Source organism: Micromonospora sp. DT15, assembly GCF_049841475.1.
Lineage (GTDB): Bacteria > Actinomycetota > Actinomycetes > Mycobacteriales > Micromonosporaceae > Micromonospora.
Map to the genome: position 1 here is coordinate 116,960 of NZ_JBNCKJ010000012.1, position 26,614 is coordinate 143,573.

Below are 26,614 nucleotides of genomic sequence, written 5' to 3' on the forward strand. Positions count from 1 at the left end.
GCTGTTACAGCCAGGTTTCGCGGCTTCACGGGTGGGGCAGAGTAGCCGCTACAGAGCGTTCACGCCGGAGTTTTCGCAGCTCACCGGCTGGAGATCGTCTCGCCGTGCGCCGGGGCACGGATGCCCTCCCCGGTCTTTCGCCGAGGAGAGGGGGAGGGCGATGACGGACCCCGAAACGGCTCGACACCGACGCCGACCGGTAGCACGGCTGGGCGCGGCGGCCGCCGCGCTGGCACTCGTGGCGCCGTTGGCCGCGTGCGGCGCGGACGACGCTGGTGGCCCACCGACGATCAACCTGTACTACCCGCCCGAGCAGAACCTGCAGAAGGTCGTCGACGACTGCAACGCGCAGGCCCAGGGACGGTACGAAATCGCCTACCGGGTGCTGCCCCGGCAGGCCGACGACCAGCGGGTGCAGATGGTGCGCCGGCTGGCCGCCGAGGACAGCGGGATGGACCTGCTCGGGCTGGACGTCACCTGGACCCAGGAGTTCGCCAGCGCCGACTGGATCCGCGAGTGGACCGGCCAGGACAAGGCCGAGGTCGAGCAGGGCACCCTCGCCGGGCCGTTGGACACCGCCCGCTACAAGGACAAGTTGTACGCGGCGCCGAAGAACACCAACGTCCAGCTGCTCTGGTACCGCAAGGACCTGGTGCCGCAGCCGCCGACCACCTGGGACCAGATGATCAGCGCGGCCCAGCAGCTCAAGGACCAGGGCAAGCCGTACCAGGTGCTCACCATGGGCGCGCAGTACGAGGGTCTGGTCGTCCTCTACAACACCCTCGCCGAAAGCGCCGGCGGGAAGATCCTCAACGACGACGGTACGAAGGCCGAGATGGACGAGGGCACGGTCCGGGCGTTGGAGCAGCTGAAGAAGTTTGCCACGTCGGGCGTGACCTCGCCGTCGTTCAGCAACGCCACCGAGGACCCCGTTCGGTTGGAGTTCCAGTCCGGCGAGGGCGCGTTCCAGGTGAACTGGCCGTTCGTCTACCCGGCTCTCCAGGAGGCGAACCCGGACCTGGCCAAGCAGGTCGGCTGGGCTCGGATCCCGGGCATCGACGAGGGCACCCCCAGCAAGGTCACCATCGGTGGGGTCAACCTGGCGGTCAGCTCCTACTCCAAGCACCCGGAGCAGTCCTTCGAGGCGGCCCGGTGCATCCGCAGCGCCGAGCACCAGAAGTTCTCCGCCATCAACGACGGTGTGCCGCCGACCATCGAGGCGGTCTTCGACGACCCGGAGATGACCGAGGCGTACCCGATGAAGGACACCATCCTGGAGGAGCTGAAGGAACCGGCGACGCGTCCGCTGACCCCCGCCTACCAGAGCATCTCCACAGTGATGTCGGCGATCCTGTCGCCGCCGTCCGACATTCGCCCGCAGCAGACCGCCGACGAGCTGCGCGACGCCATCGCCGACGCCCTCCAGTCCAAGGGGGTCCTGCCGTGAGTATCAACGCCACACCGACCGGCGCCGACATCGCCGCCGAGGAGACCCAGCGGCCCGCCTCCGTACCGAAGCAACGCGGCAGCCGTCGCAAGCCCCCGTTGAGCGAGAACAAGAAGGCCGAACGCCGGCTCGGTCTCCTGCTCTGCGCGCCGGCCGCGCTGGTCATGATCGCGGTGACCGCGTACCCGATCATCTACTCGGTCTGGCTGTCGTTGCAGCGCTTCGACCTGCGCTTCCCCGACCAGCGTGAGTTCATCGGGCTGGAGAACTACGTCACAGTGCTCACCAACGAGTTCTGGTGGACCGCGTTCGGGGTGACCATGCTGATCACGGTGGTCACCGTCGCCATCGAGCTGGTGCTCGGCATGGGCCTGGCGATCATCATGCACCGCACCATCGTCGGGCGCGGCCTGGTCCGGACCTCGGCGCTGATCCCGTACGGGATCGTCACAGTTGTCGCCGCGTTCTCCTGGCGGTACGCCTGGACGCCCGGCACCGGCTACCTGGCCGACCTGTTCAGCGACGGCGCGCCGCTCACCGAGCGGGCCAGCTCTCTGGCGATCATCATGCTGGCGGAGATCTGGAAGACCACCCCGTTCATGGCGCTGCTGCTGATGGCCGGGCTGGCGCTGGTCCCGGAGGACCTGCTCAAGGCGGCCTCCACCGACGGCGCGACCGCCTGGCAGAAGTTCACCAAGGTGATGCTGCCGGTGATGAAGCCGGCGATCCTGGTCGCGTTGCTGTTCCGCACCCTGGACGCGTTCCGGGTCTTCGACAACATCTTCGTGTTGACCGCCGGAGGCAACGAGACGTCGTCGGTGTCGATGCTCGCCTACAACAACCTGATCCGGGGTCTCAACCTCGGCATCGGCTCGACGATGTCGGTGCTGATCTTCATCACCGTGGCGATCATCGCCTTCGTCTTCGTGAAGCTGTTCGGCACCGCTGCCCCGGGCAGCGACGACGGGGAGAGGCGCTGACATGGCTGTCGAAACCACTACCAGGGCAAAGCTGCGCTGGGGTCTGCTCGACGTCCTCGTGGTCGTCTTCGCGCTGGTCCCGGTGCTGTGGATCGCGTCGTTGTCGTTCAAGACGCCGGCGACCCTCACCGACGGGAACTTCATCCCCCGGGAGTGGACGCTGGACAACTACCGGACCATCTTCGACACCGACCAGTTCGTGCGGGCACTGGTCAACTCGATCGGCATCGCACTGATCGCCACGCTGATCGCGGTGGTACTCGGCGCGATGGCCGCGTACGCGATCAGCCGGCTGGACTTCCCCGGTAAGAAGCTGCTGGTCGGTGTCTCCCTGCTGATCGCGATGTTCCCGCAGGTGTCACTGGTGTCGCCGCTGTTCGAGATCGAGCGTCAGCTGGGGATCTTCGACACCTGGCTGGGGCTGATCCTGCCGTACATCACCTTCGCGCTGCCGCTGGCGATCTACACGCTGTCGGCGTTCTTCAAGCAGATCCCCTGGGATCTGGAGAAGGCCGCGAAGATGGACGGCGCCACCCAGGGGCAGGCGTTCCGGCGGGTGATCGCGCCACTGGCCGCGCCCGGGCTGTTCACGACGGCGATCCTGGTCTTCATCTTCTGCTGGAACGACTTCCTGTTCGCGATCTCGCTGACCTCGACCGAGCGGTCCCGCACGGTGCCGGCCGCGTTGTCGTTCTTCACCGGCGCGTCGCAGTTCGAGGACCCCACCGGGGCGATCTGCGCCGCCGCCGTGGTGATCACCGTTCCGATCATCCTGTTCGTTCTCTTCTTCCAGCGTCGCATCGTGTCCGGTCTGACCTCCGGCGCGGTCAAGGGATAGGTGGGTAGTCATGGCTGACATCGTGCTGGACAAGGTGAGCAAGAGCTTCCCGGACGGGACCGTCGCCGTGCAGGACGTCGACCTGGAGATCGCCGACGGCGAGTTCGTGATCCTGGTCGGGCCCTCGGGCTGCGGCAAGTCCACCACCCTCAACATGATCGCCGGGCTGGAGGACATCAGCTCCGGTGAGCTGCGCATCGCCGGGCAGCGGGTCAACGACAAGGCCCCCCGGGACCGGGACATCGCCATGGTGTTCCAGTCGTACGCGCTGTACCCGAACATGACAGTGCGGGAGAACATGGCGTTCCCGCTGCGACTGGCGAAGCTCGACAAGGAGACCATCGACCGCAAGGTCGACGAGGCGGCGAAGGTGCTGGAGCTGATCTCGCTGCTGGACCGCAAGCCGGCGAACCTCTCCGGTGGCCAGCGTCAGCGGGTGGCGATGGGCCGGGCGATCGTCCGCCAGCCGAAGGCGTTCCTGATGGACGAGCCGTTGTCCAACCTCGACGCCAAGCTGCGGGTGCAGATGCGCACAGTGGTGTCCCGTTTGCAGAAGCAGCTCGGCACCACCACCGTCTACGTCACCCACGACCAGACCGAGGCGATGACCCTCGGCGACCGCGTGGTGATCATGCGCGGGGGCGCGGTGCAGCAGGTCGGGCCGCCGCAGGAGCTGTACGACCACCCGAAGAACCTCTTCGTGGCCGGCTTCATCGGCTCGCCGTCGATGAACTTCCTGCACGCCGCCGTGCAGGACGGCGAGCTGCACACCGCCCTGGGCACCGTGCCGATCGGTGACCGGATCCGCCGCGAGCTGGAGGCGGCCGACGCGCCCCGCGAGCTGATCCTCGGCATCCGACCCGAGCACTTCGAGGACGCCGAACTGGTCGACGACGACACCCGTCGGCGGGGTATGGAGTTCGAGGCGCCGGTGGACATCGTCGAGTCGATGGGCTCGGACAAGTACGTCTACTTCACGGTCGAGGGGGAGAAGGCCAGCGCCGCCGAGTTGGAGGAGTTGGCCGCCGACGCCGGCGCCGCCGACTTCGCCGGCGCCGGTGGCAACCTGGTGACCCGGTTGTCCGCCGAGTCCCCGGTCGCCGAGGGGCAGACGCGGCGAGTCTGGTTCAACCTGGAGAAGATCCACCTGTTCGACCCGGCCAACGGCCGCAACCTGACCCTGCAGGAGGGCCGGGCAGCCGGCGCGCTCGCCGACTGACGACCTCCTTACGCCGCCGATCTTGCACTTTCGGTTGTCGATACAGGTGGAATGCACCTTGTGTCGCGGCAGAAAGTGCAAGATCGGCGCGGCGGGGGGTGGGGGTGCGTGTTCTGCGGGGTTCGGGTGGGCGTGGCAGGGTGGTCGTAGGTCGCGTCGTGGAGCGGGGGGCACATGGACCGACGATTGGCCGCGCTGGCCAACGCGCACGGTGTTTCCACCTGGTACGAGGACTGGCGGCACCGCCGCGTCGAGGTCGCACCGCGGACAGTGGTGGGTGTGCTGGGGCTGCTCGGCGTGGACGCCACCAGCCCGTCGGCGATCGCCGACGCGCTCGCCGCCGCCCGTGCGGTCGACCGGAACGCCCTGCCGGAGACGGTCGTGCTCACCCACGGTCGCGGCCGGGCGCTGCCCGGCCCGGGGATGGTGACCCTGGAGGGCGGTGGCCGCCGCGCTGTCGACGGCGAACTGCCGGCCGACCTGCCGCTGGGCTGGCACCGGCTGGCCTGCGCCGACCGCGAGGTGACACTGGTGGTGGTGCCGCGTCGGCTGCCGGTGCCGCCGTCGAGCTGGGGGTGGATGCTCCAGCTCTACGCGCTCACGTCGGAGCAATCCTGGGGCATGGGAGACCTCGGTGATCTCGCCGAGTTCACCGGGTGGGCCGGTGCCAACGGGGCGGGGCTGGTGCTGCTCAACCCGCTGCACGCGGTCGGGCCGGCGCACCCGGTGGCCACCTCACCGTATTCGCCGGCCAGTCGACGCTTCGTCAATCCGCTCTACCTGCGGGTCAGCGACACCGCCGCGTACCGGGCGGCGGAGCCGGCCACCCGGGCGGTGGTCGACGCGCTGCGCCCCGACCGGGGGCCCCTGATCGACTACGACGAGGTGTGGGCCGCCAAGCGGCGCGCGCTGGAGTTGCTGCACCCGTACGCCCAGCCGGTGGACCTTGGCGCGGACCCGGCGCTGACCAGCTTCGCCACCTGGTGCGCGCTGGCCGAGCGGCACGGCAACGACTGGCGGGCCTGGCCGGCGGAACTGCACCACCCGGACGCCCCGGCGGTCGCCGAGCAGCGTCGGCATCTCGCCGACCGGGTCGCCTTCCACGCCTGGCTGCAACACCTCTGCGACGAGCAGCTCGACGCCGTCACGGCGGCGGCCCGCTCGGCGGGGATGCCGGTCGGTGTCGTGCACGACCTGGCCGTCGGCATCGACCCGGGCGGCGCGGACGGGTGGCAGCTCGCCGACGTGCTGGCCCAGGGCGTGCGGGTCGGCGCGCCACCGGACGACTTCAACCAGCTCGGCCAGGACTGGGGGCTCGCCGCGTGGCGCCCGGACCGCCTCGCCGCAACCGGGTATGCCGCGTACCGGGACATGCTGCGCCGCGTCCTGCGGCACGCGGGTGGCCTGCGGGTCGACCACGTGGCCGGTCTGTGGCGACTGTGGTGGGTGCCGCCGGGCGGCGGTGCGGCCGAGGGCACCTACGTGCGCTACGACGCCGAGGCGATGCTGGGCATCCTCGCGTTGGAGGCGCACCGGGCCGGCGCGGTGGTGGTCGGTGAGGATCTCGGCACTGTCCAACCGGCGGTGACCCGAGGGTTGCGGGGGCGCAACATGCTCGGCTCGACGGTGCTGTGGTTCGCGCGCGACGAGGCCGGTGACTTCGTCCCGCCGGCCCGGTGGCCGCGTAACGCCCTCGCCACCATCTCCACCCACGACCTGCCCACCGCGTTGGGCTTCCTGACCGGTGAGCACGTGCGGGTGCGCGACGAGCTGAAGCTGCTCGGCACCGACGTGGCGGTGGAGCGGGCCCGCGCCGCCGCCGACCGGGACCGGTTGCTGGGCATGCTGCGCGCCGAGAGCCTGCTGCCCGAGCCGACCTCGCGGCCACCGACCGATACTGTCGCCTCCGCGGGTGCAGAGCAAAGGACGGATGCCGACTCGGCGCTGCCCGATGCGAGCTCGGCACCCGACGACGGCGAGGTGGTGGTGGCGATGCACGCCGCGCTCGCGGCCAGCCCGACCCGGCTGCTCGGCGTCTCCCTCTACGACGTGCTGGGCGAGGTGCGCCAACCCAACATGCCGGGCACTGTCGACGAGTATCCGAACTGGCGGCTGCCGCTGCCGGCCAGCGTGGCGCAGATCCGCGCGGACCCCCGGGTGGCCCGGATCGTCGACCTGCTCAGCGCCGCCCGCCCACGACCGGCCGACCCGGCGCCGCCGCAGCGGTGACGCCGCCGGGTCAGGTCAGCCAGTCGAAGCGGGCCGGCAGCCCGAGGAATTCGGCGTAGCGCCCGAGTGCCTGCTCCACCCGGGCCCGCGCGGCGGCGTCGAGCGTCGTGAGCGGCTGGATCGTCACGGTGACCGCCGTGCGGCCGATCTTGCGTTTCCACACGCCCACCACCCGACCGGCGCGGACCACTGTGGCCTGGAAGATGCCGTTGTTGCCCGGCACGACGGCCGCCTGGTGGGCGGGGTCGAGCATCAACGTGCGGTCCCGGTAGCCGAGCAGATACTCGTCGAAGCCGGGCAGCGCCAACACGTCGTCCGGCGCGGTGCGTGGCGCGTCGGCCAGGGCCGCGTCGACGTACATCGCGGCGCCGTCGACGCGTACCGTGCTCAGCGCGTCGTCGGCGGCGGCCAGACCGCGCCGGGCGTCGGTCACTGTGAGGCCGCTCCACCCGGCGAACTCGCGGTCGGTGACCGGGCCGTGCCCGCGAACGTATCGGTGGGCGAGCACTGCCAACGCCTCGTCCCGCTCCAGCCGGTGGGACGTGGGTGCCCACTCGTCGAGCAGGGCGAAGGTCTGCTCGGTCCCGATGTTCGGCGCCACGCAGGTCACGCCGCGCACGCTCGCATACCACAGCAGGTGGTAGCCACGTTGCCCGTCGGTGCCCAGGCCGGCCGCCCGCAGGGTGGCGAGGCACTGCGCGCGGGTGAGTCGACCACCGCCGGCCAACGCGGTGCCCAGGATGTCCACCGCCCGGTCCACGTCGGCCTCGCTCAGCCCCAGCTGCGCCCGCCGGGTCGCCACGCCGGCCAGGGACCGTACGCCCGTCACCTCCAGCATCCAGCGGGCATCGGCGGGCGGAACGAGGTGCACGGTGCCCCGCATCGGCCAGGTACGCAGCGCCTCACGCCGCTCCAACGCCGCCTGCACGTCGGCCATGCCGTGACCGGGTAGCCGGGCGCCCAGCGACCACAGCCCGCTGGCCAGATCCTGTGCCTGCATCGCGCCGAACCACTCGACCACCTCGGCGACGGTGCCGGGGCGGGTGCTCGGGTGCGGGCGCAGCAGCAGGCTGGTCATCCGCAGCGCCAGCGCGTCGGCCGCGCTGAGGTCGACAGGCATCCTGCGCTCCTTTTCGTGGCCGGGCGGCCAGCCTAGGGCCGGGCACCGACACTCCTGCTGGTGGGAGGCGTAACGGCGGTCGTCGGGGGAATGCGGCTCGCCGGAAGTGCGCGCGCCGCGCGTACGGAAGGGAATCTCATGACTGCCGCAAGCGAGCCGGCGCGGGGCGCCGGCGTAACGGCCGGGTCCCGCGGCCATCGGGGGGACGCCCGCGCGAAGACGAGCGCCGCGGCGACCTTCGCCCTGGTGTTCGGGGTGGCCGCTCTGTTCAGCGTGTTGACGGCGATCCTCGCCTGGCTGGGGTTGGTGCTCGGCATCATCGGGATCATCCTGGGCATCGTCGGCCTCAAGATGGCGCGTCGACCCGGGGTCACCGGTCGTGGCGTGTCGATCGGCGGCCTGGTGCTCAGCATCCTGGCCGTGCTGATCGGGCTCGGCCTGGCCGCGGGTATCACCACGTTCGTCAACAACGAGAACGCTGTGGACCGCCTGCAGACCCAGGTCGACAAGCTGCGCGACAAGCTCGACTGACCCGCGCGTGCCGGTCTGGGCCGGCCCGCCACCCGTCCCGGCCGGCCACAGTAGGGTGGGCGGCGTGCTCCGCCAGGTCACCGCGATCCGTTACGTCACCCCGCTGCGCGAGGGTGGGTCGCTGCCGGGCGTGGTGGAGGCCGACGACCTGGGCACCTACGTGGCGAAGTTCCGAGGCGCCGGGCAGGGGCCCAAGGCGCTGATCGCCGAGGTGATCTGCGGTGAGCTGGCGCGCCGGCTGGGGTTACGGGTGCCGCCGCTGGTGGTCCTCGACGTCGACCCGGTGATCGGGCGGGCCGAGCCCGACCAGGAGGTACAGGAGCTGCTGCGCAGCAGCGGCGGCGCCAACCTCGGGATGGACTTCCTGCCCGGGGCGTTGGGCTTCGACCCGGTGGCGCACCCGGTCGACCCGGCGCTGGCCTCCCGGGTGCTCTGGTTCGACGCGTACGTGGAGAACGTCGACCGGAGCTGGCGCAACCCGAACCTGCTCGTCTGGCACCGGGAGCTGTGGCTCATCGACCACGGCGCTTCGCTGTACTTCCACCACAACTGGCCGCGCGCCGAGGCCGCCGTGCACCGTGCCTACCGCGCGGAGGACCACGTGCTGGCGCCGTACGCGTCGCGGCTGGCCGAGGCCGACGCCGAACTGGCCCCCCAGGTCACCCCGGAGCTGCTCACCGAGGTGCTGGCCCTGGTGCCGGGGGAGTGGTTGACCGCCGCCGACTTCGAGACGGCCGACGCGGCGCGCGGCGCGTACCTGGATCACCTGTCCCGCCGGGTCGCCCGCACGGCCGACTGGCTGCCATCGGGGAGCGGGGCATGAGGCAACCCTTCGAGTACGCGCTGATCCGGCTCGTGCCCCGCATCGAACGCGGTGAGCAGATCAACGTCGGGGTGTTGCTCTACTGCCAGCAGCGTGACTTCCTGGCCGCGCGGACGCACCTGGACGCCGACCGGGTGCGCGCGCTGGCTCCCGACGTCGACCTGCCGGCGGTGGCCGCGGTGCTCGACTCCTGGGACCGGACCTGCTCCGGTGACGGGCCGGCGACCCGGATGCGCCTCGGCGAGCGGTTCCACTGGCTGGCCGCGCCGCGCAGCACGATGATCCAGACCGGGCCGGTGCACACCGGTCTCACCGTCGACCCGGCGGCCGAGCTGGACCGGCTGATGGCGACCCTGGTCCTCTGAGCCGGAGCGTGGGAGCGGTGATCGTCCCCTGATCGCGCTACGCCAGCGCCATTGCCGGCGGAGCGCGATCCCCCGTTCAGGTGCCCGGTGCGGGGCGGCGGCTCGATCCCGCCGGCACCGATGGCACCAGGATCGTCGTCCGGGCCTGGCGGCGGGCCGGAACGACCGGGAAGTTGCGGAAAACTTGAGCCGGCCGTATCGGTAGCCGGCGGCCCCGGAGGCTGTCGTTAGAGCGCGTCCGCAGCGGGTAGTCGCGGGAGCTGATCCGAGACGAGAAGGGGACACTCTGATGGCTGCCCAGACCAAGGTAGCGGTGATCTACTACAGCGCCACCGGCATCACGTACCAGATGGCGCAGGCCGTGTGTGAGGCCGCCGGGGACGCCGGTGCCGAGGTACGCCTGCGCAAGGTGCGCGAGTTGGCGCCGGACGAGGCGATCCGCTCCAACTCCGGGTGGCAGGCGCACCACCTGGAGACCCAGGACGTGCCCGAGGCGATGATCGACGACCTGGCCTGGGCCGACGTGGTGATCCTCGGCGCGCCGACCCGGTACGGCATGATCGCCGCGCAGTTGAAGCAGTTCATCGACACGACCGGCCCGCTCTGGGCCCAGGGCGCGTTGGCCAACAAGGTCTACTCCGCCTTCACCTCGACGGCGACCTCCCACGGGGGGCAGGAGACCACGCTGACCTCGCTCTTCAACGTCTTCTACCACTGGGGCGGTGTGGTGGTCACCCCGGGCTACACCGACACCAGTCAGTTCATCGCCGGCAACCCGTACGGTCCCTCGCACACCAGCAACAACGGGGAGATCGCCCCGGACGCCGTGGCGCTCGGGGCCTGCGCGCTGACCGCCCGGCGCGCCGTGCTGCTGGGGACCGCGCTGAAGGCGGGTATGGCCGGCTGACCGAACGTCGAACGAGGGCGACCGGTGGCGCGGGCGGGGGCTCTCGGCCCGCCCGCGCCACCGGTCCATCCAGCCCTACCCCCGGGCCGGGCCGACTATGCGCCTTCGCGGATCGCGGACAGCTCGTCCGGGCGTGAGGCGGGCAGCAGGTCGGTCAGCAGCTCGCTCAGCACAGCGAGCCCGTCGGGGCTGAGCACCGACTCCGCGTGGAACTGCACCCCGGCGAAGCCCCGGCCCCGCAGGGCGTGCACCGCGCCGTCGTCCGGGTCGCGGGCCAGCTCCACCGGCCCGTACGCGGTGGCCAGCCGGTCGGCGTCGGAGCGGGCCGTGAACGTCGAGTAGAACCCGACCCGGCGGGTGCGGCCGAACACCGACACCTCCCGCTGCAACCCCTGATACGGCGCGTCCCGGCGGTGCAGCGTCAGCCCCAGCAACCCGGCCAGCACCTGATGGCCGAGGCAGACCGCGAGGGTGGGACGGCCGGTGGTCAGCAGCCCGGTCAGCAGCTTGCGCAGCGCCAGCATCTTCGGCTCGTCCGCGCTGCCCGGGTCGCCCGGCCCGGGACCGACGACCACCAGGTCGTAGTCGTCGACCGGGCCGCTCGCGTGCCAGGCGCGGGTGGTCACCGCGAGACCCAACGCGCTCAGTTGGTGGGCCAGCATTCTGGTGAAGGTGTCCTCGGCGTCCACGATCAACGCTCGGCGGCCGACCAGCCCGGGCAGTCCGGGCGCGTCCGGTGACCGCTGGTCCAGCCAGAACCGCGCCAGCGGTGCGTTGCGCGCGGCCAGCGCGTCGCGTACCGCCGGGTCGTCGTCCAGCCGCGCGACCGGCCCGCGGTCGCCGACGGACGCCGCCGGCCCGAGGCCGAGGGCGGCCAGCACCCCGGCGGCCTTGGCGTGCGTCTCAGCCACCTCGCCGGCCGCCGTCGAGTGCCGGACCAGGGTCGCGCCGACCGGCACCCGCAGTTGGCCGGTGGGGGAGATCTCGGCGGTCCGGATCAGGATCGGGGCGTCGAGCGTCTGCCGGCCGGCGTCGTCGTGGCCGAGCAGTGCCAGTACGCCCCCGTAGTAGCCCCGGCCCCGGCGCTCGTGCCGGGCGATCACCCGGCAGGCGTTCTCGATCGGGCTGCCGGTGACGGTGGGGGCGAACATCGTCTCGCGCAGCACCTCCCGCACGTCGCGGGTGCCCCGCCCGGCGAGCAGGTACTCGGTGTGCGCCAGGTGCGACATCTCCTTCAGGTGCGGTCCGATCACCTGCCCACCCTGCTCGGCGACGGCGGCCATCATCTTCAGCTCCTCGTCGAGCACCATGTACAGCTCTTCGATTTCCTTCGGGTCGGCGAGGAAGCGCAGCAGCGCCGCCCGGTCCGCGACGCCACCGGGGCAGCGGAAGGTGCCGCTGATCGGGTTCATCATCACCAGTCCGTCGTCGACGCTGACGTGGCGCTCCGGGCTGGCGCCGACCAGCGTCCGGGTGCCGGTGTGCACCACGAACGTCCAGTACGCGCCGCGCTCGGCGATCAGCAGCCGGCGTAACGCGGCCAGCGCGGCCCTCAGCGGTGGGCCCTGCACGGTGGCGTGCAGAGCGCGGTGGATGACGAAGTTCGCGCCCTCACCGCGGCCGATCTCCTCGGACAGCACCCGCTGCACGGTCCGCGCGTACTCGTCGTCGCTGACGTCGAAGCCCGCGTCGGTGGTGCGTACCGGTTCGTCGGGCAGCGCGGCGAGGGCGTCGGTCAGCGTGATCCGTTGGTGCTCGTGGACCCGGAGGAACTCCAGCGGGGCGGCGTCGTCGACGCAGGCGAAGCCGCGTTCGGTGATCTGCCGGTACGGCACCAGGGCCAGCGTCCGCGCCCCGGGCGGGCCCGCCGGCAACGGGAGGTCGGTGAGCTCTTCGACGGTGTCGACCGGGCCGGCAAGCAGGTCCAGGTCGTCCGCGCCCTCACGGCGCAGAAGCGCGAAGGGGCCGGGGTCGACGCCGCTGGCGACGGCGGCGAGCAGGTCGGTCAGGTGGGTCATCGGAGTCTCCGTCGGGCTCGGTGCCGCCGTCGGGCGGCCCTTGAGCCGGGAGATCCGGCGACCGCCTCAATGGCGGCCGCGTGGATGGAGCTACGCGCGGGAGATGGCCGCCGGGTCGGCGGGCCACCAAACGGTCAACTGCGCGAGCATGTGATCCACCCTACGCGCCCGTCGGCCGGCTGGCACGGGGTAACTTGACCGGCGATGAACATTCTCGCGCTCGACCTGGGCACCTCCTCGGTACGCGGGCTGGTGCTGGACGCGGACACCCAGCCGCTGCCCGGCGCTCTGGCCCGCCGCAAGGTCGACCTCGCCATCGGCGACGACGGCACCGGCACGCTGTCCGGTCGGGACTATCTGGCCAGCTTGGTCGAGTGCCTGGACGAGTTGGCCGACTCGGGGCACCTGCACGACGTCGGCCTGGTGGCGGTCTCCGCCCAGTGGCACTCGGTGCTCCCGCTGGACCGCGACGGCGCCCCCATGGGCCCGGTGGTCACCTGGCTGGACACCCGGCCCGCCCCGGTCGGGCGCACCGCCGGGCCGGCCGACCCGGACGGCTTCCACCAGCGCACCGGCTGCTGGTGGCACCGTTCGTACTGGTCGATGCGGTTGCCGTGGTTGCGTGAGCAGTCCGGCACCCCGATCGCCCGGTTCGTGGGTCTGCCCGAGTACGTGCTGGGCGAGTTGCTCGACTCGGCGCCGATGTCGATCTCCCAGGCCTCCGGGACCGGCCTGCTGGATCTGCGCACCCTGAGCTGGGACGAGGAGGCGCTGACGCTGGCCGAGGCGCGGCCGGCGGAGCTGCCGCCGCTGGGCGAGCTGGACTGGCACGGCCGGCTCCGGGTCGACCTGGCTCGTCGGTGGCCGCAACTGGCGAAGGCCCGCTGGTCGCCGCCGGTGGGCGACGGTGGGGCGTCGAACGTCGGCTCGGGCTGCGTCGACCCGAGCCGGGCCGCTGTCACAGTGGGCACCTCCGCCGCCGTACGGCTGATGCAGCGGATTCCGGCGGGCGAGCCGATGCCGCGCCTGCCCGAACGGTTGTGGCGTTACCGGGTCGACCACGAGCACGTGGTGACGGGGGCCGCGTACGCCAACGGGGGCAACCTCTTCGCCTGGGCGGACCGGGAGCTGCGGTTGCCGCAGGGCGCTGAGCTGGACGCGGCGCTGGCGCTGGTGCCGACGGGTGGTGGCCGGCCGGCGAATCCCCGCTTCGGTGGCGACCGGGCGCCGGGGCTGGCCCCGGCGGGCAGTGGGGAGCTGCGCGGTCTGAGTTTCAGCACCACCTCGGTCGACATCCTGGCTGGGCTGATGCAGGGGTTGTGTGAGCTGGTCGCCGAGGATCTCGGGGTGCTGGAGTCCACAATCGACAAACCGGTCGGCGTGGTGTTGGGCGGCGGTGCGGTGGCCGCCTCGGTGTGGTGGCGGCAGGCCTTCGCGACCGCGCTCGCCCCGCGACCGGTGTCGCATCAGCGCAACCCGGAGATCGGCGCCACCGGTGCCGCGTTGGTGGCGCTGGGGCGCTTCGGTGACGCGATCCAGCTCGCCGACATCGGCCGGACGGACGAGCTGGTTTTACCGACCACGGCAGGACGTTCCCACCCGCAGTATCCTTCCTGAACCTCGGCCTCGCCCGGGCCGTTGACAGCGGTACCGAGCCTGGTTGGATGGACTGCGCTCCCCCGACCGCGGTGGACGCGGTAGGACGGAGGAGGCAGGGTGGCGGCAGGTCCCGACCCGGCGAACGGCGCGGTGTCGAACCATCGCCGACGTCGCTTCGATGTCCGAGTCGTTCCGCATCGACGGCGGTCGCCGTTCCGGCTGCGCGACTGGCGGATGAGCACGAAGCTCGCCACGGTGCTGCTGGTGCCGTCGATGGCGTTCCTCCTGCTCGCCGGGGTGCAGACCAGCACCCTGGTGGGGCGGACGACGGCGTTGAACGACTTCTCCAGTCAGGTCGGCATCGGCCGGCAGATCACCGCGGCGGTGCACCAGCTCCAGCAGGAGCGTGACCGTTCGGCGGGGGAGCTGGGTGAGCTGCGCAAAGGTGGTGACCGGCAGGCCGCGGCGAACGACCTGAAGCCGTTGCAGGCGGCCACCGACAAAGCCATCGTGGACCTCAGCCGGGCCGCCGAGCCGTTGGCCGACGCGGACGCGTCCTGGCGGGTGGCCTTCTCCGAGGCGCTGGAGGCGTACGACCAGGTTGTCGACATCCGCTCAGCGATCCCACCGGCGGTGCTCAGCACCGAGACCATCCTGGGCAACTACCACCGGGCCGTCGGGGCGTTGCTCGACCTGCTCGCCGAGCCGACGCCGGGGCAGAACCAGCCGGCGTTGAACGACGCGGTGCTGCGCTACGTCCAGTTGGCCCGGGTCAAGGAGCTGTCCTCCCGGGTGCGGGCCCAGCTCTACGCCGCCGCCCGCGCCGGCGCGTACGGCACCGAGGACCGGGTGATCCTCGCCGACCTGCGCGGTCAGCAACTCACCGCGCTCGGCGCGTTCCGGGTGGCCGCGACCAGGAAGCAGATCCGCCGCTACGACGAGACCTCGGTGTCGCCGATGTTCCTGGTCGCCACCGGGTTGGAGGAGCGCAGCCTGTCCTCCGGCAGCGCGTCGCCGCAGGTGCTGCCGTCGGAGCAGTGGTGGTCGGCCAGCCAGCAGCGTCAGGAGCTGCTGCGTCAGCTTGAGGCGGGGGTGCTCGACGACGCTGTCCGCCAGGCCGAGGAGGCCAGCGACGATCAGCTGCGCACGACCCTGCTGGTCGTCGGCGGGGTGGTCACGGTCCTGCTGGCCGCACTGCTGATCTCGTTGCTCATCGGGCGCTCGGTCGCCCGGTCGATGCGGCTTTTGCGCAGCCAGGCGTTGCGGATCGCCCAGGTCGAGTTGCCGGACGCCCTGGACCGACTGAAGACCGTCACCGGTGGGGTGCCGCGCATCGACGTCGCGCCGGCGGTGGTCCGCTCACTCGACGAGATCGGCGAGCTGGCCGAGGCGTTCGTGGCGGTGCACCGCAGCGCGGTCACCGTCGCCGTCGAGCAGGCGCTGATGCGGCGCAACGTCAACGCGATGTTCGTCAACCTGGCCCGCCGCAGCCAGGTGCTGGTGGAGCGTCAGCTCGAGCTGTTGGACGACCTGGAGCGCGAGGAGAGCGACCCGGACCAGCTGGAGAACCTGTTCAAGCTCGATCACCTGGCCGCCCGGATGCGCCGTAACGACGAGAGCCTGCTGGTGCTCGCCGGCACCGACTCCACCCGTCGGTGGAACCGGCCGGTCGGGCTCGGTGCGGTGCTGCTGGCCGCCGCCGCGGAGATCGAGCAGTACCAGCGGGTCCGGATCGAGTCGGTCGCCGACGTGCACGTGGTCGGGCACGCCGTCGGCGAGTTGGTGCACCTGCTCGCCGAGCTGCTGGAGAACGCCACGGCCTTCTCCCGCCCGGACACCGTCGTGGTGGTGACCGCCCGGGTCGAGGCGGGCGGTGCGCTGATCGAGATCGTCGACCGGGGTCTGGGTATGAGCCCGACCGCGTTGGTGCAGGCGAACGAGGTGCTGGCCACCCCTCCGGCCGCGGACGTCGCGGCGGTGGAGCGGATGGGGCTTTTCGTGGTCAGTCACCTCGCGGCCCGGTTGAGCGTCCGCGTGCGGTTGCAGGGCGGCGAGGACGGCCTGGTCGCCCGGCTTGCCCTGCCCGCGGAGTTGCTGGCACCGCCGGGCAACGTGGAGCTGGACGCGCCCCCGTCGGCGCGGATGCTGGCGGCGAGCGCGGCACGAGGGGTGGTTCCGCAGCCCGGGGCCGCCCGGCCGGCCGCTGCCCCGATGGTGAACGGCGCGGTGCGGGACCTGCCGGTGGCCGGCCGCCCGCCGGGCGTCGGCGTGCCGCGTCAGGGCCGCCCGGTGCCGGTACGCGCCGAGGACGTGTTGACCCCCGCAGCCGCTCGCGGTGCCGGCGGGGGCTGGTATTCGCGGCAGGGCCCAGCGCCGGTGGTGCCCGCCGCGGCGGCGCCACCGACGATCCCGGTGACCGCCGGCACCAATGAGCGGGGATTGCCGGTGCGGGTGCCCATGGCGCAGTTGAGCGCGGTCACCCGTTCGGCACAACCGATGACGGCACCGACCCGCACCGACCCGGACCCGGAGGCGGTCGGCGGCATGCTCTCGCGGCTCTACAGCGGAGTACGGCGCGCCGAGGCTGAGGACACCACCGAGATACCCGTGCCACCGTCCGGGGGGCACGACGAAGGGGGACGACGACAGTGACGACGTTGAGCCAGGAGGCGCGTGACCTGAGCTGGCTGGTGAGCGCGTTCGCGGAGCGGGTGCCGGGTGTGGCGCACGCGGTGGTGGTCTCCTCCGACGGGCTGCTGGTGGCGATCTCCGATCACCTGCCGCGTGACAACGCGGACAAGCTCGCCGCGGTGACCTCCGGGCTGATGAGTATCACCGCGGGCGCGGCCTCGATGTTCGACGGCGATATCGTCAAGCAGACGGTGGTCGAGATGGGCCGGGGCTACTTCCTGGTGATGCAGATCCGCGACGGTTCGATTCTGGCCACGCTGGCCGCCGGTGACGCGGACATCGGCGTGGTCGGCTACGAGATGGCCCGGTTGGCCAAGCAGGCGGGGGAGATGCTCACCCCGGCCCTGCGGGCGGAGTTGCAGCAGGCGCTGCCCCGCTGAATGAGCCGGCCGAGGCCCGGACGGTCGCGGCTCACCCGAGCCGAGCCGTCCGGGCCCGGGCGTCCGGGTGGCGGCGCGCTCAGAAGCCGCCGTCGGCGATGACCGAGCGGTACCAGGTGGCGGAGTTCTTGAGCACCCGACGCTGGGTGGCGTAGTCCACGTAGACCAGGCCCCAGCGCTGGTCGTAGCCCTGGTCCCACTCGAAGTTGTCGAGCAGTGACCAGACGTGGAAGCTCTCCAGCGGCACGCCCTCGGCGATGGCCCGGTGCGCGGCGGTGAGGTGGTCGCGCAGGAACCTGATCCGCCCGGTGTCCTGGACGGTGTCGTCCGCGCCCAGGGTGTCCGGCGTGGGCAGCCCGTTCTCGGTGATGGTGAGCGGGATCGGCCCGTATTCGCGGGTGATTCGGGTCAGCAGGTCGTACATCCCCTCGGGGTAGATCTGCTGCCATTCGGCCTCGGAGGTCTCCCAGCGGTGCGTGGTGCCGCCGTCGCCGGTGACGTAGATCGGGGTGTAGTACTGCACCGCCAGCAGGTCGACCGGCGCGGAGATGGTCTCCAGGTCGCCGTCGCGGATGCCCTGGGCCATCCGGCTCTGCGGGCCCAGGTCGGCCAGCAGGTCCTCCGGGTAGCTACCCTTGAGCAGGGAGTCGAGGTAGAGGCGGTTCTCGTAGGCGTCGTAGAGGTGGGCTGCCGCGGCAGCCTGCGGGGAGTCGTCGGCGGGGTAGCAGGGGTGCAGGTTGAGAGCGGGGCCGATGCGGCTGTCGCTGCCGGTGGCGCGCAGCGCGGCGACGGCGTACCCGTGGGCGAGTTGCAGGTGGTGAGCGACAAGGTAGGCGGCGTCCGGGTCCTGCCGCCCGGGGGCGTGGTGGCCGGTGAGGTAGCCGTTCTGCACCACGGTCTTGGGTTCGTTGATCGTGAGCCAGGCCGGCACCCGGTCGCCAAGGGCGCGGAAGACCACGTCGGCGTAGTCGGCGAAGCGGTGGGCGGTGTCGCGTGACTCCCAGCCGCCGGCGTCCTGGAGCGCCTGCGGGAGGTCCCAGTGGAACAGGGTGGCCATCGGGGTGATTCCGCGCTCGTGCAGGCCGTCGAGGAGGCGGCGGTAGAAGTCGAGGCCGCGTTGGTTGGGCGTGCCGGTGCCGTCGGGCTGGATCCGGGGCCAGGAGATGGAGAAGCGGTAGCTGCGCAACCCGAGGTCGCGCATGAGGTCGAGGTCCTCGGCGTAGCGGTGGTAGTGGTCGATGGCCACGTCGCCGGTGTCGCCGTTTCGGGTGCGACCTGGGACGCGGCTGAAGGTGTCCCAGACCGACTCGCCGCGCCCGTCCTCCTTGGCGGCGCCCTCGATCTGGTAGGCGGAGGTGGCCGCGCCCCAGCCGAAGTTGTCCGGGAAGCGCAGCGGGCCGGCGGGCCCGGTAGGTATCGACATGGATTCTCCTCATGGATACGGGGCCACCGCCGAAAGATTCGGGAGCGCTCCCATGATAGGGCAGGCGCTGCCAGCCGGTCAGCCGGCCGTCAGAACGGCCGGTGCTGGCGGTTGGGAGGCGGGTGTGGGCCCCGAGCAGCGAACGAGGCCGTCCGGGCGGCGCGGCGCGCCTGTCCCGTCGGCCTCTTTTCCTATCGTGTACGGGGGTTTAGTGTGGGGACGGGGGAGGGCAACCCCCGTCCCCACCGTAACTGCACACACACGGGCGGAATTTGGGTCCTGCCGTGCGTGTCGCGCGGGAGCCGGGCCACGCGAGTGGCTCTGGTTCCACCTCCCTCCCTGTGGCGGGACGATGGCTGACGACGGCGTCCGGGCTGGCCCGTCGTCGGCCCTCGGTCTGGTTCCCTGGGCTCGTCAGGACGACCCCAGCGATCTTCTTGTTGGAACCTTGTCGATGGAAGCGCTCCCATCGACCGATGTTGCGACTGTAACGCCCGTCACGCCTTTGTGAAAGACCCAAAACGAGATCGAAACAAGGAGCTGATCCAGCGCTCCGTGCGCTTGTTGTGGGAGCGCTTCCATGGCACACTGTCGATTCGACGCGACAGGAGCCACATCGCGTGAGTGCGGGTCCACCGAGGGCAACCGGCAGCGCCAGCTCCGGTCACGGTCACCCGAGCGCAGCCGGCGGGACCCCCTCCCGTGCGGGCCGCGACCGCCCTACCCCGGCCGGGCCCGGGGAAGACCACCTTCCCGGCGCCTCGACATCCCCGCGGACCACCACCACCGTCGCGGGCAGGCGCCTCGCCGGGGACCATCCCGGCCTGGTCCGAGGAGACACCGCGCACATGAGACAACTGGCAATACGCCGCCGCGTGGCGCTCGCCGCCGCCGCGCTGCTCGCCATCGGCGGGGTGACCCTGCCTGCCGGCGCCGCACAGGCCGCACCGGCCTGCGACGTGGTCTACGCGACCAACGACTGGAACACCGGCTTCACCGCGAACGTCACCATCAAGAACCTGGGTGACCCGGTGAGCAACTGGACGCTCAAGTGGACCTTCCCGACCAGCGGTCAGCGGGTCACCCAGGGCTGGTCGGCCAGATACAGCCAGACCGGCAGCGAGGTCACCGCGACCAACGAGTCGTACAACGGCAACCTTGCCACCGGGGCCTCCACCACCATCGGCTTCAACGGCGCCCACTCGGGCAGCAACCCGAAGCCCACCTCGTTCACGCTCAACGGCACCCCCTGCAACGGCACCCCGGCCAACCAGCCGCCGACGGTCTCCCTCGGCCTGCCGACCGGGCCGTTCACCGCGCCGGCCGACGTGCCGCTGACGGCCACCGCCAGCGACCCCGACGGGACGATCAGCAAGGTCGAGTTCTACCGCAACGGCCTGCTGATCAACACCGACACCTCCGCCCCGTACGCGTACACGCAGGAGGACCTGCCGGCCGGCAGCTACACCGTCCAGGCCAAGGCGTACGACAACGCCAACGGCATCGGGGTCGACGAGAAGGCGTTCACCGTCGGGGCCGCCACCGGCCCGACACTGGTCGCCACCCCGTCCGCGGTGAGCGTCGCCGAGGGTGGCAGCGCCACCTTCAACCTGAAGCTCAGCGCCGCCCCGACGGCCAACGTGCCGGTCACCCTCACCCGCACCGGTGACACCGACGTCACGGTCTCGCCGGCCACGGTCACGCTGACCCCGAGCAACTGGAGCACCGGGGTCACCGTCACGGTCGCCGCGGCGGAGGACGCCGACACCGTCGGTGGCGCCGCCACCATCACCGCGTCCGCCACCGGTCTCGCCTCGCTGGCGGTCAGCGCCACCGAGATCGACAACGACACCCCCGGCGGCGACAACGCCTACACCGCGAAGTTCCTCGAGCAGTACGGCAAGATCAAGAACTCGGGCTACTTCAGCCCCGAGGGCGTGCCGTACCACTCGGTGGAGACGCTGATCGTCGAGGCGCCCGACCACGGCCACGAGACCACCTCAGAGGCGTTCAGCTTCTGGCTCTGGCTGGAGGCCTACTACGGCAAGGTCACCCAGAACTGGGCCCCGTTCAACAACGCCTGGACGGTGATGGAGAAGTACATCATCCCCACGCACGCCGACCAGCCGACCGCCGGCTCCGCGGGCACCCCGCAGTACGCCGCGGAGTACAACCTGCCCAGCCAGTACCCGTCGGCGCTGAACCCGAACGTCTCGGTCGGTCAGGACCCGCTGCGCTCGGAGTTGCAGTCCACCTACGGCACCGGCGACATCTACGGCATGCACTGGCTGATGGACGTCGACAACACCTACGGCTTCGGCCGCTGCGGTGACGGCACCACCAAGCCGGCCTACATCAACACCTTCCAGCGGGGCACCCAGGAGTCGGTGTGGGAAACCATCCCGCAGCCCTCCTGCGACACCTTCAAGCACGGCGGTCAGTACGGCTACCTCGACCTGTTCGTCAAGGACACCGGCGCCCCCGCCAAGCAGTGGAAGTACACCAACGCCCCGGACGCCGACGCCCGCGCCGTGCAGGCCGCGTACTGGGCGCTGACCTGGTCCAAGGCGCAGAACAAGCAGGCCGACGTCGCTGCCACCATCACCAAGGCCGCCAAGATGGGCGACTACCTGCGGTACGCGATGTTCGACAAGTACTTCAAGAAGATCGGCAACTGCGTCGGGGCCAGCACCTGCCCCGCCGGCAGCGGCAAGGACTCGGCGCACTACCTGCTGTCCTGGTACTACGCCTGGGGCGGCGCGTACGACGCCAGCCAGAACTGGTCCTGGCGGATCGGCTCCAGCCACAACCACTTCGGCTACCAGAACCCGTTCGCGGCCTGGGCGCTGACCAACACCCCGGAGCTCAAGCCGCAGTCGTCGACGGCGGTCGCCGACTGGACCAAGAGCTTCGAGCGGCAGCTGGAGTTCTACACCTGGCTGCAGTCCGCCGAGGGTGGCATCGCCGGTGGCGCCACGAACAGCTGGGACGGTAGCTACGCCCAGCCGCCGTCCGGCACCAGCACCTTCTACGGCATGTTCTACGACGTCGACCCGGTCTACAACGACCCGCCGTCGAACCAGTGGTTCGGTATGCAGGCCTGGTCGATGCAGCGCATCGCCGAGCTGTACCAGCAGACCGGCAACGCGAAGGCCAAGGCGCTGCTGGACAAGTGGGTGCCCTGGGCGATCGCCAACACCACCCTCGGCACCAACTGGTCGATCCCGTCGGACATGGCGTGGACCGGTCAGCCGACCACCTGGAACCCGTCCAACCCGCAGCCCAACACCGGCCTGCACGTCGAGGTCATCAGCAAGGGTCAGGACGTCGGCGTCACCGCCGCCTACGCCCGGATCCTGATCGCGTACGCGGCCAAGTCGGGCAACGCGGCGGCGAAGACCACCGCCAAGGGGCTGCTCGACGCGCTGTCGGCCGCCAGCGACGCCAAGGGTGTCTCCACCACCGAGAAGCGTGGCGACTACCGGCGCTTCGACGACGTCTACAACGCGTCCACCGGGCAGGGCCTCTACGTCCCGTCGGGTTGGACCGGGAAGATGCCGAACGGCGACGCCATCGCCGCCGGCAAGAGCTTCCTCGACATCCGTTCCTTCTACAAGAACGACCCGGACTGGCCCAAGGTGCAGGCGTACCTGAACGGTGGTCCGGAGCCCGAGTTCAACTACCACCGGTTCTGGGCACAGGCTGACGTCGCCATGGCGTACGCCGACTACGGCAGCATGTTCCCGAACGGCTGAGACGACCCGGGGTGGGTGGCGTGGACCGCCCACCCCGGGATTCGGCCCCGGTCCGGGGAACGACGGACCGGGGCCGGCGGGACGGCCTGACACCCACGGTCAGGCCGGGGTGGGCCGGCCATCTGGCCGACGCAGCGGATCGGCTGGCCCACCCCACCGCCCGGACTGGAGCCAGCCGCGAAAAAGCCCAGAAATTCGGGCCGTCGCGGGATCACACCGAGGTCTGTGACGGAGTAACGTACGTCACCGGAGAGGCCGCTCCCCCCGTGGCGGCCTCTCCACTTTTTTGCCCCGAGTCCGGCCGCTTGCGCGGTGAGTTCGGCCGCTTGCTCGCCCCGAGTCCGGCCGCTTCCCGCGCCGAGTTCGGCCGCGCGGGACCGGGCTTTTACCGCGGCGGCGCGACCGGGTGACGCAACCCCGGGTGCCCGGCCGGCAGCGAGCGCCGCAGCACCAGCCAGCTCAGCGCCAGCGCCGCGGCGACCAGCGGCCAGGTCAGCGCCACCCGGGCCACCACCAGCGCGAGCACCTGCCCACCCAGGTAGAGCGGCACGAACACGGCCACCCGCAGCAGGTAGGTCACCGTCCACACCCAACTGGCCCGCCCGTACCCGCGCAGCAGCGCCGGGTCGCGCCGCCACCCGGCCCGCTGGCCCAGCACCGCGCCGACCAGCACACCCAGCAGTGGCCACCGCACCACGATGCTGACCGTCCACGCCAGAGCGCTCGCGGCGTTCGACAGCACCTGGATCAGAAAGAAGTTCTCGGCCCGGCCGGTGCGCACCGCGATCAACGCCGCGACGCAGACGGCCAGCAGCCCGATCAGGACCGAGCGCGGCCGGTCACCCCGGCGCAGCCGTACGCCGGCCACCACCGCGCCCACGGCCAGCGCCGCGCCGACCCCGCCCCACAGCGACTCGCCGCCCAGCAGCCAGCCCACCGCGAAGGCCAGCGGCGGCAGGGTGGCGTCGATCGCGCCGCGTCGCCCGCCCAGCAGATCCGTCAGCGACTCGGCCCGCGCCGGCTCACCCGGGCCGGTGTCGCCGCCCGCCGGCACCGGCCCCGCCGACCCCGGATTTTCGCCTTCACCCTGCTCCGGGCCGGGTTGGGTCGGGCCGCTGTCGCGCTCGGGTACTCCGCTCACCACCGCCTCCTCGCCTCTGGCACAACCTAACCGGCACATGGTGGCGGGCCACCGGTCGGACCGCTGACACCTGCCGCTACGGTGTGCGAATGCGCGCGACGGCACGGGGTTGGACCGCTGTCTGGTTGGTCGTACTGGCCCTCGTCCAGGCGGCCGCCTTCCTCGCCGTGTGGCGGGTGGCCGTGCACTCCGAGATAGGTCAGTGGGTGGACACGGTCGCCCTCACCGGCAACCGGATCGGGCAGGACACCATCGACGGTCCCGTCGACAAGATCCTCAATGCGATGTCGGTGGTTTCGCTGCTGGCCGCCACCGCGACGATCGGGTTCATCGCGCTGATCCGAGGGCGGATCGCCCTGGCGATCACCGCGACCCTGCTGATCGCCGGAGCGAACGTCACCACCCAGTTGCTCAAGTACGGGCTGAACCGGCCCGACTACGGTGTCGACCCGGAACGCGCCGCGGTGGGCAACAGCCTCCCGAGCGGGCACGCCACGGTGGCCGCCTCGGTGGCGGTCGCGCTGATGCTCGTGCTGCCGCGCAAGGTACGAGCCGTCGGTGCCTTCATCGGTGCCGGGTACGCCGCCGTCGCCGGAGTCGCCACCCTCTCCGCCGGCTGGCACCGACCCAGCGACGCCGTCGCCGCGTACCTGGTGGTGGGTGTGTGGGCGGCGTTGGCCGGGTTGCTGCTGCTGGTCACCCAGCGGGAGCAGGCCGAGATCGCCCCCGGCGACGCGCACCGGGTCGCGGCGCTGGTGCTCGGGCTCGGTGGTGTGCTCGCCCTGGTGGCCTGTGGGCTCTCCCTGTCCTGGTTGCTCGACCTGCGCGACATCGGGCCGGAGGAGCTGGCCCGCCGTCCCCTGTTCGTCGGGTACGCGGGCAGCGCCGCCGGGATCGCCGGCACGATGGCGGTGGTGATGGCGTTGGCGCTCACCGTCGTGCACCGGCTGGTGCCCCGGGTCAAGGGCTGAGCCAGCCGGCGTAGCCACCTGGGCGGCCGAGCGGGGTCAGCTCGCGGCGCGGGGTGCGGGGACGTGCGGGGCGACACCGCGCAGGTGGGTGAGCACCACCGGGTCGATGCGGCCCGGCACCAGCCGCTCCTCCAGGTTCTCCAACCCGGCCCAGGAGATCAACGCCGCTTCCGTGCCGTCGGGGTGCACCGAGTGGCCCAGCGCGCCGAGCAATGCCGCCACCTCGGCGGCGACCGCGCCGCTCAGGTCGAGCAGGGTCGCCGGGTCGGGCCGGCCGAAGAGCATGGTGTGCACAGTGAGCAGCCGGCCCAGCTCGGCGACCGGGTCCGGGTGGTCGTCCACGCGCAGGTCGACCACCACGTCGCTGGTGCCGCCGTACCCGCCGCCGCGCTCGACCACCAGCAGGCCGGCGCTCTGTCGGCCCCGCCGGTCGCCGCCGGCCTCGTCGCCGGCCCGCAGCGCGGCGACGAGCCGCTCGGCGAACGGCAGTGCCGCTCCCGCCTGCCAGGCCACGCCGAGGGCGTCGACGACCTCCGGCCCGGCGAGGATGTTGCCCTGTGCGGCCCAACCGTCGCCGGTCCGCCCGCCGGCCCACGGATGGCAGGCCGGCCCGGTCCAGGTGGCACCGGCGCCCGCGGCCCCCACGACGCCGAGTTGGCGGTGCTCCCGCTCGGGGTCGGCGGCGATCAGCCCGGCCACCACGTCGGCGGGGGCCACCCCGGTGCGTAGCAGGGTGAGGCCCTGCGGGCGGTAGGCGAGGTTGACGTGGGCCTGGGTGGCCAGCGCACCGACCTCGGCGGCGGCGGCCGGGACCAACGCCCCGGCGGCGAGGAACTTGCTGGCGACGGCGACGCCGTGCAGGCGGCCGTCGGCGGAGCGGGCGACGAGGGAGAAGGTCACCGGCCGAGATTAGCCTTCCGCGCCGCCGTGACGCGGGCACGCGAGGCTCAGAACGGTGGCGCGGCGGCCTCCGGTGGGGCACCGTAGGCCCGACGGGCGTCAGCCACCGCGACAGCGGCCAGCACCACCGCTCCGACCGCTGTCGCGGCCACCCCGGGCAGGTGCCGCAGCGGCACGGCCGACGCCAGCAGCACCAGGAGGGCGATCCACCGGGACGGCGAGACCCGTGCGAACACCTCGTACTCCAGGCGGGACCGCCCGGCCAGGAACAGGACCGGACCGCCGAGCACCATGACCAGCCACGGCCCGGGGATCCGCTCCAGCGGACTCTCGATGATCAGCTCGTATCCGACCGCTGTGGAAGCGAGACCGATCACCATCACCAGGTGGGTATCGGCGGCGGAACGGCCGATGTTGGCGGGATGCCGGGCCTTCGTCACCGCCTCGCCCAGGATCCGCCCGGCCCGCTGCACGTAGATCCGCCACAGCATGATCGAGGTGGCCAGCGCCAGCGCGAACGCCCACGCGTGCCCGGTCTCGTACGGGCCCTTGCTGTACGCGAAACCGGCCACCAGGATCGTCTCGCCCAGCGCGACGAGGAAGAACTGCTGGTACCGCTCGGCCAGGTGCTCGCCGGCGATCTCCCACTTCGAGATTCTCGAGCGGCCCAGGCCGGGCACCGGCCAACCACAGCGGGCCGCCAGGTACTCCACCGCCAACGCCGCCGACCAGAGCGCCACCTGCCCGTTGGTGCCCAGCATCGCGCCGCCGATCCAGAGCACCCCGCTCACCGCGAAGATCACCGCCATCCGCACCTTCAGCCGGCGGTACGGGTGCGGGCCCAGCGCGATCGACAGGATCACCGGCCGGGTCACCTGCGCGATCACGTACGCCACCGCGAACATCAGCGCGGTCGCGCTGAACGCCCGGGGGATCGCGACCCCCATCAGCATGCTGCACACCAACGCGGTGATCACCACGGTCTGCAACGGCACCCGGTAGGGGTCGTAGCGGCTGGTCGTCCACGCGGTGCCCTGCCAGACCGCCCAGAGCGCGAGCAGCAACAGCAGTGTCTTGCCGCTGCCGGTGACCGCCTCCCAGATGTACTTCCGGCCCGACTCCTCGGTCAGGTCCTCGAACGCGCGCGCCGAGATCCGGGTGAGCGCGAAGACGAACACCAGATCGAAGAAGAGTTCCAGGAAGGTGGCCCGGCCCGGTGTGGCCGCCCCGGGGACCGGCTCCAGGTGTCCTGCCGCCCTGAAACCCATGGTCAGCGG

General features: G+C 71.6%; 20 protein-coding genes. 14 read left to right on the forward strand and 6 right to left on the reverse strand.

From position 1 onward, the window contains the following. The first annotated feature begins 160 nt into the window (after positions 1-160). The 5 genes from ACLQ3F_RS25150 (at position 161) to malQ (ending at position 6,713) form a co-directional block, all read left to right on the forward strand. The gene (locus tag ACLQ3F_RS25150; protein ID WP_355008403.1) at positions 161-1,447 is read left to right on the forward strand and encodes an ABC transporter substrate-binding protein; all 1,287 of its coding nucleotides are present in this window, start codon (positions 161-163) and stop codon (positions 1,445-1,447) included. Further along, positions 1,444-2,427 carry a carbohydrate ABC transporter permease gene (locus tag ACLQ3F_RS25155; RefSeq protein ID WP_425851777.1) on the forward strand — a complete coding sequence of 328 codons (984 nt, stop codon included), beginning with the start codon at positions 1,444-1,446 and terminating at the stop codon, positions 2,425-2,427. The genes ACLQ3F_RS25150 and ACLQ3F_RS25155 overlap by 4 nt, the downstream gene beginning before the upstream one ends. A 1-nt stretch (position 2,428) precedes the next feature. Then, the gene (locus tag ACLQ3F_RS25160) at positions 2,429-3,265 is read left to right on the forward strand and encodes a carbohydrate ABC transporter permease (RefSeq protein ID WP_357201639.1); all 837 of its coding nucleotides are present in this window, start codon (positions 2,429-2,431) and stop codon (positions 3,263-3,265) included. Between the two features lie 10 nt (positions 3,266-3,275). Then, a complete protein-coding gene (locus tag ACLQ3F_RS25165) occupies positions 3,276-4,484 on the forward strand; it encodes an ABC transporter ATP-binding protein (protein WP_425851779.1) in 1,209 nt (402 codons plus the stop codon). Positions 4,485-4,658: 174 nt separating this feature from the next. Beyond that, positions 4,659-6,713, forward strand: a complete 2,055-nt coding sequence (gene malQ, locus ACLQ3F_RS25170) for a 4-alpha-glucanotransferase (protein WP_425851780.1) — start codon at positions 4,659-4,661, stop codon at positions 6,711-6,713. Positions 6,714-6,723: 10 nt separating this feature from the next. Here the strand turns inward: malQ and ACLQ3F_RS25175 are convergent, their stop codons facing one another. Further along, the gene (locus tag ACLQ3F_RS25175; protein ID WP_425851782.1) at positions 6,724-7,833 is read right to left on the reverse strand and encodes a winged helix DNA-binding domain-containing protein; all 1,110 of its coding nucleotides are present in this window, start codon (positions 7,831-7,833) and stop codon (positions 6,724-6,726) included. 138 nt (positions 7,834-7,971) lie between these two features. Between ACLQ3F_RS25175 and ACLQ3F_RS25180 the strand changes: the two genes are divergently transcribed. The 4 genes from ACLQ3F_RS25180 (at position 7,972) to wrbA (ending at position 10,459) form a co-directional block, all read left to right on the forward strand. Continuing rightward, positions 7,972-8,364 (forward strand): hypothetical protein, encoded by a 393-nt coding sequence (locus ACLQ3F_RS25180; protein ID WP_357201651.1) that lies wholly within the window; start codon positions 7,972-7,974, stop codon positions 8,362-8,364. 64 nt (positions 8,365-8,428) lie between these two features. Continuing rightward, a complete protein-coding gene (locus ACLQ3F_RS25185; RefSeq protein ID WP_357201654.1) occupies positions 8,429-9,187 on the forward strand; it encodes a HipA family kinase in 759 nt (252 codons plus the stop codon). Beyond that, positions 9,184-9,552 (forward strand): DUF3037 domain-containing protein, encoded by a 369-nt coding sequence (locus ACLQ3F_RS25190; RefSeq protein ID WP_425851784.1) that lies wholly within the window; start codon positions 9,184-9,186, stop codon positions 9,550-9,552. The genes ACLQ3F_RS25185 and ACLQ3F_RS25190 overlap by 4 nt, the downstream gene beginning before the upstream one ends. Positions 9,553-9,841: 289 nt before the next feature. Next, the gene (gene wrbA, locus ACLQ3F_RS25195) at positions 9,842-10,459 is read left to right on the forward strand and encodes an NAD(P)H:quinone oxidoreductase (protein ID WP_357201660.1); all 618 of its coding nucleotides are present in this window, start codon (positions 9,842-9,844) and stop codon (positions 10,457-10,459) included. Between the two features lie 95 nt (positions 10,460-10,554). On the opposite strand, the gene ACLQ3F_RS25200 is transcribed toward wrbA, so the two are convergent. Beyond that, entirely contained in the window at positions 10,555-12,477 is a 1,923-nt protein-coding gene (locus tag ACLQ3F_RS25200; RefSeq protein ID WP_425851785.1) for an anthranilate synthase family protein, read from the reverse strand. A 204-nt stretch (positions 12,478-12,681) separates the two neighbouring features. Between ACLQ3F_RS25200 and ACLQ3F_RS25205 the strand changes: the two genes are divergently transcribed. The 3 genes from ACLQ3F_RS25205 to ACLQ3F_RS25215 all read left to right on the forward strand — a co-directional run bounded on the left by ACLQ3F_RS25205 (position 12,682) and on the right by ACLQ3F_RS25215 (position 17,147). After that, on the forward strand, positions 12,682-14,094 hold the full coding sequence (locus ACLQ3F_RS25205) for an FGGY family carbohydrate kinase (RefSeq protein WP_425851786.1): 1,413 nt from the start codon (positions 12,682-12,684) through the stop codon (positions 14,092-14,094). Between the two features lie 99 nt (positions 14,095-14,193). After that, a complete protein-coding gene (locus ACLQ3F_RS25210; protein WP_425851788.1) occupies positions 14,194-16,728 on the forward strand; it encodes a nitrate- and nitrite sensing domain-containing protein in 2,535 nt (844 codons plus the stop codon). Further along, positions 16,725-17,147 (forward strand): roadblock/LC7 domain-containing protein, encoded by a 423-nt coding sequence (locus tag ACLQ3F_RS25215; RefSeq protein ID WP_425696419.1) that lies wholly within the window; start codon positions 16,725-16,727, stop codon positions 17,145-17,147. Before ACLQ3F_RS25210 ends, ACLQ3F_RS25215 begins: the two co-directional genes overlap by 4 nt. Positions 17,148-17,226: 79 nt before the next feature. On the opposite strand, the gene ACLQ3F_RS25220 is transcribed toward ACLQ3F_RS25215, so the two are convergent. After that, positions 17,227-18,570 (reverse strand): GH1 family beta-glucosidase, encoded by a 1,344-nt coding sequence (locus ACLQ3F_RS25220; RefSeq protein WP_355008392.1) that lies wholly within the window; start codon positions 18,568-18,570, stop codon positions 17,227-17,229. An 848-nt stretch (positions 18,571-19,418) separates the two neighbouring features. On the opposite strand from ACLQ3F_RS25220, the gene ACLQ3F_RS25225 reads away from it, so the two are divergent. After that, positions 19,419-22,325 (forward strand): glycoside hydrolase family 48 protein, encoded by a 2,907-nt coding sequence (locus ACLQ3F_RS25225; protein ID WP_425851790.1) that lies wholly within the window; start codon positions 19,419-19,421, stop codon positions 22,323-22,325. 385 nt (positions 22,326-22,710) lie between these two features. Here ACLQ3F_RS25225 and ACLQ3F_RS25230 read toward each other — a convergent pair whose 3' ends face one another. After that, positions 22,711-23,379 (reverse strand): DUF3159 domain-containing protein, encoded by a 669-nt coding sequence (locus ACLQ3F_RS25230; protein WP_425851910.1) that lies wholly within the window; start codon positions 23,377-23,379, stop codon positions 22,711-22,713. A gap of 170 nt (positions 23,380-23,549) precedes the next feature. Between ACLQ3F_RS25230 and ACLQ3F_RS25235 the strand changes: the two genes are divergently transcribed. After that, positions 23,550-24,437: a phosphatase PAP2 family protein gene (locus ACLQ3F_RS25235; RefSeq protein ID WP_357205641.1), complete on the forward strand. Its 888-nt coding sequence runs from the start codon at positions 23,550-23,552 to the stop codon at positions 24,435-24,437. 36 nt (positions 24,438-24,473) lie between these two features. Here ACLQ3F_RS25235 and ACLQ3F_RS25240 read toward each other — a convergent pair whose 3' ends face one another. Together ACLQ3F_RS25240 and ACLQ3F_RS25245 are read right to left on the reverse strand one after the other, a co-directional pair. After that, positions 24,474-25,337, reverse strand: coding sequence for a DUF1028 domain-containing protein (locus ACLQ3F_RS25240; protein ID WP_425851791.1), 864 nt, complete (start codon positions 25,335-25,337; stop codon positions 24,474-24,476). A gap of 47 nt (positions 25,338-25,384) precedes the next feature. Next, complete coding sequence (locus tag ACLQ3F_RS25245; protein WP_425851792.1) at positions 25,385-26,605, reverse strand: low temperature requirement protein A; 1,221 nt, start codon at positions 26,603-26,605, stop codon at positions 25,385-25,387. Positions 26,606-26,614 lie beyond the last annotated feature (9 nt).

Bases quoted from the DNA above. Each gene is read 5' to 3' on its own strand.
- ACLQ3F_RS25225 (WP_425851790.1), top strand. From the start codon at position 19,419: ATGAGACAACTGGCAATACGCCGCCGCGTGGCGCTCGCCGCCGCCGCG.
- malQ (WP_425851780.1), top strand. From the start codon at position 4,659: ATGGACCGACGATTGGCCGCGCTGGCCAACGCGCACGGTGTTTCCACC.
- ACLQ3F_RS25180 (WP_357201651.1), top strand. From the start codon at position 7,972: ATGACTGCCGCAAGCGAGCCGGCGCGGGGCGCCGGCGTAACGGCCGGG.
- ACLQ3F_RS25190 (WP_425851784.1), top strand. From the start codon at position 9,184: ATGAGGCAACCCTTCGAGTACGCGCTGATCCGGCTCGTGCCCCGCATC.
- ACLQ3F_RS25165 (WP_425851779.1), top strand. From the start codon at position 3,276: ATGGCTGACATCGTGCTGGACAAGGTGAGCAAGAGCTTCCCGGACGGG.
- ACLQ3F_RS25200 (WP_425851785.1), bottom strand. From the start codon at position 12,477: ATGACCCACCTGACCGACCTGCTCGCCGCCGTCGCCAGCGGCGTCGAC.
- ACLQ3F_RS25175 (WP_425851782.1), bottom strand. From the start codon at position 7,833: ATGCCTGTCGACCTCAGCGCGGCCGACGCGCTGGCGCTGCGGATGACC.
- ACLQ3F_RS25220 (WP_355008392.1), bottom strand. From the start codon at position 18,570: ATGTCGATACCTACCGGGCCCGCCGGCCCGCTGCGCTTCCCGGACAAC.
- ACLQ3F_RS25245 (WP_425851792.1), bottom strand. From the start codon at position 26,605: ATGGGTTTCAGGGCGGCAGGACACCTGGAGCCGGTCCCCGGGGCGGCC.
- ACLQ3F_RS25160 (WP_357201639.1), top strand. From the start codon at position 2,429: ATGGCTGTCGAAACCACTACCAGGGCAAAGCTGCGCTGGGGTCTGCTC.
- ACLQ3F_RS25205 (WP_425851786.1), top strand. From the start codon at position 12,682: ATGAACATTCTCGCGCTCGACCTGGGCACCTCCTCGGTACGCGGGCTG.
- wrbA (WP_357201660.1), top strand. From the start codon at position 9,842: ATGGCTGCCCAGACCAAGGTAGCGGTGATCTACTACAGCGCCACCGGC.
- ACLQ3F_RS25150 (WP_355008403.1), top strand. From the start codon at position 161: ATGACGGACCCCGAAACGGCTCGACACCGACGCCGACCGGTAGCACGG.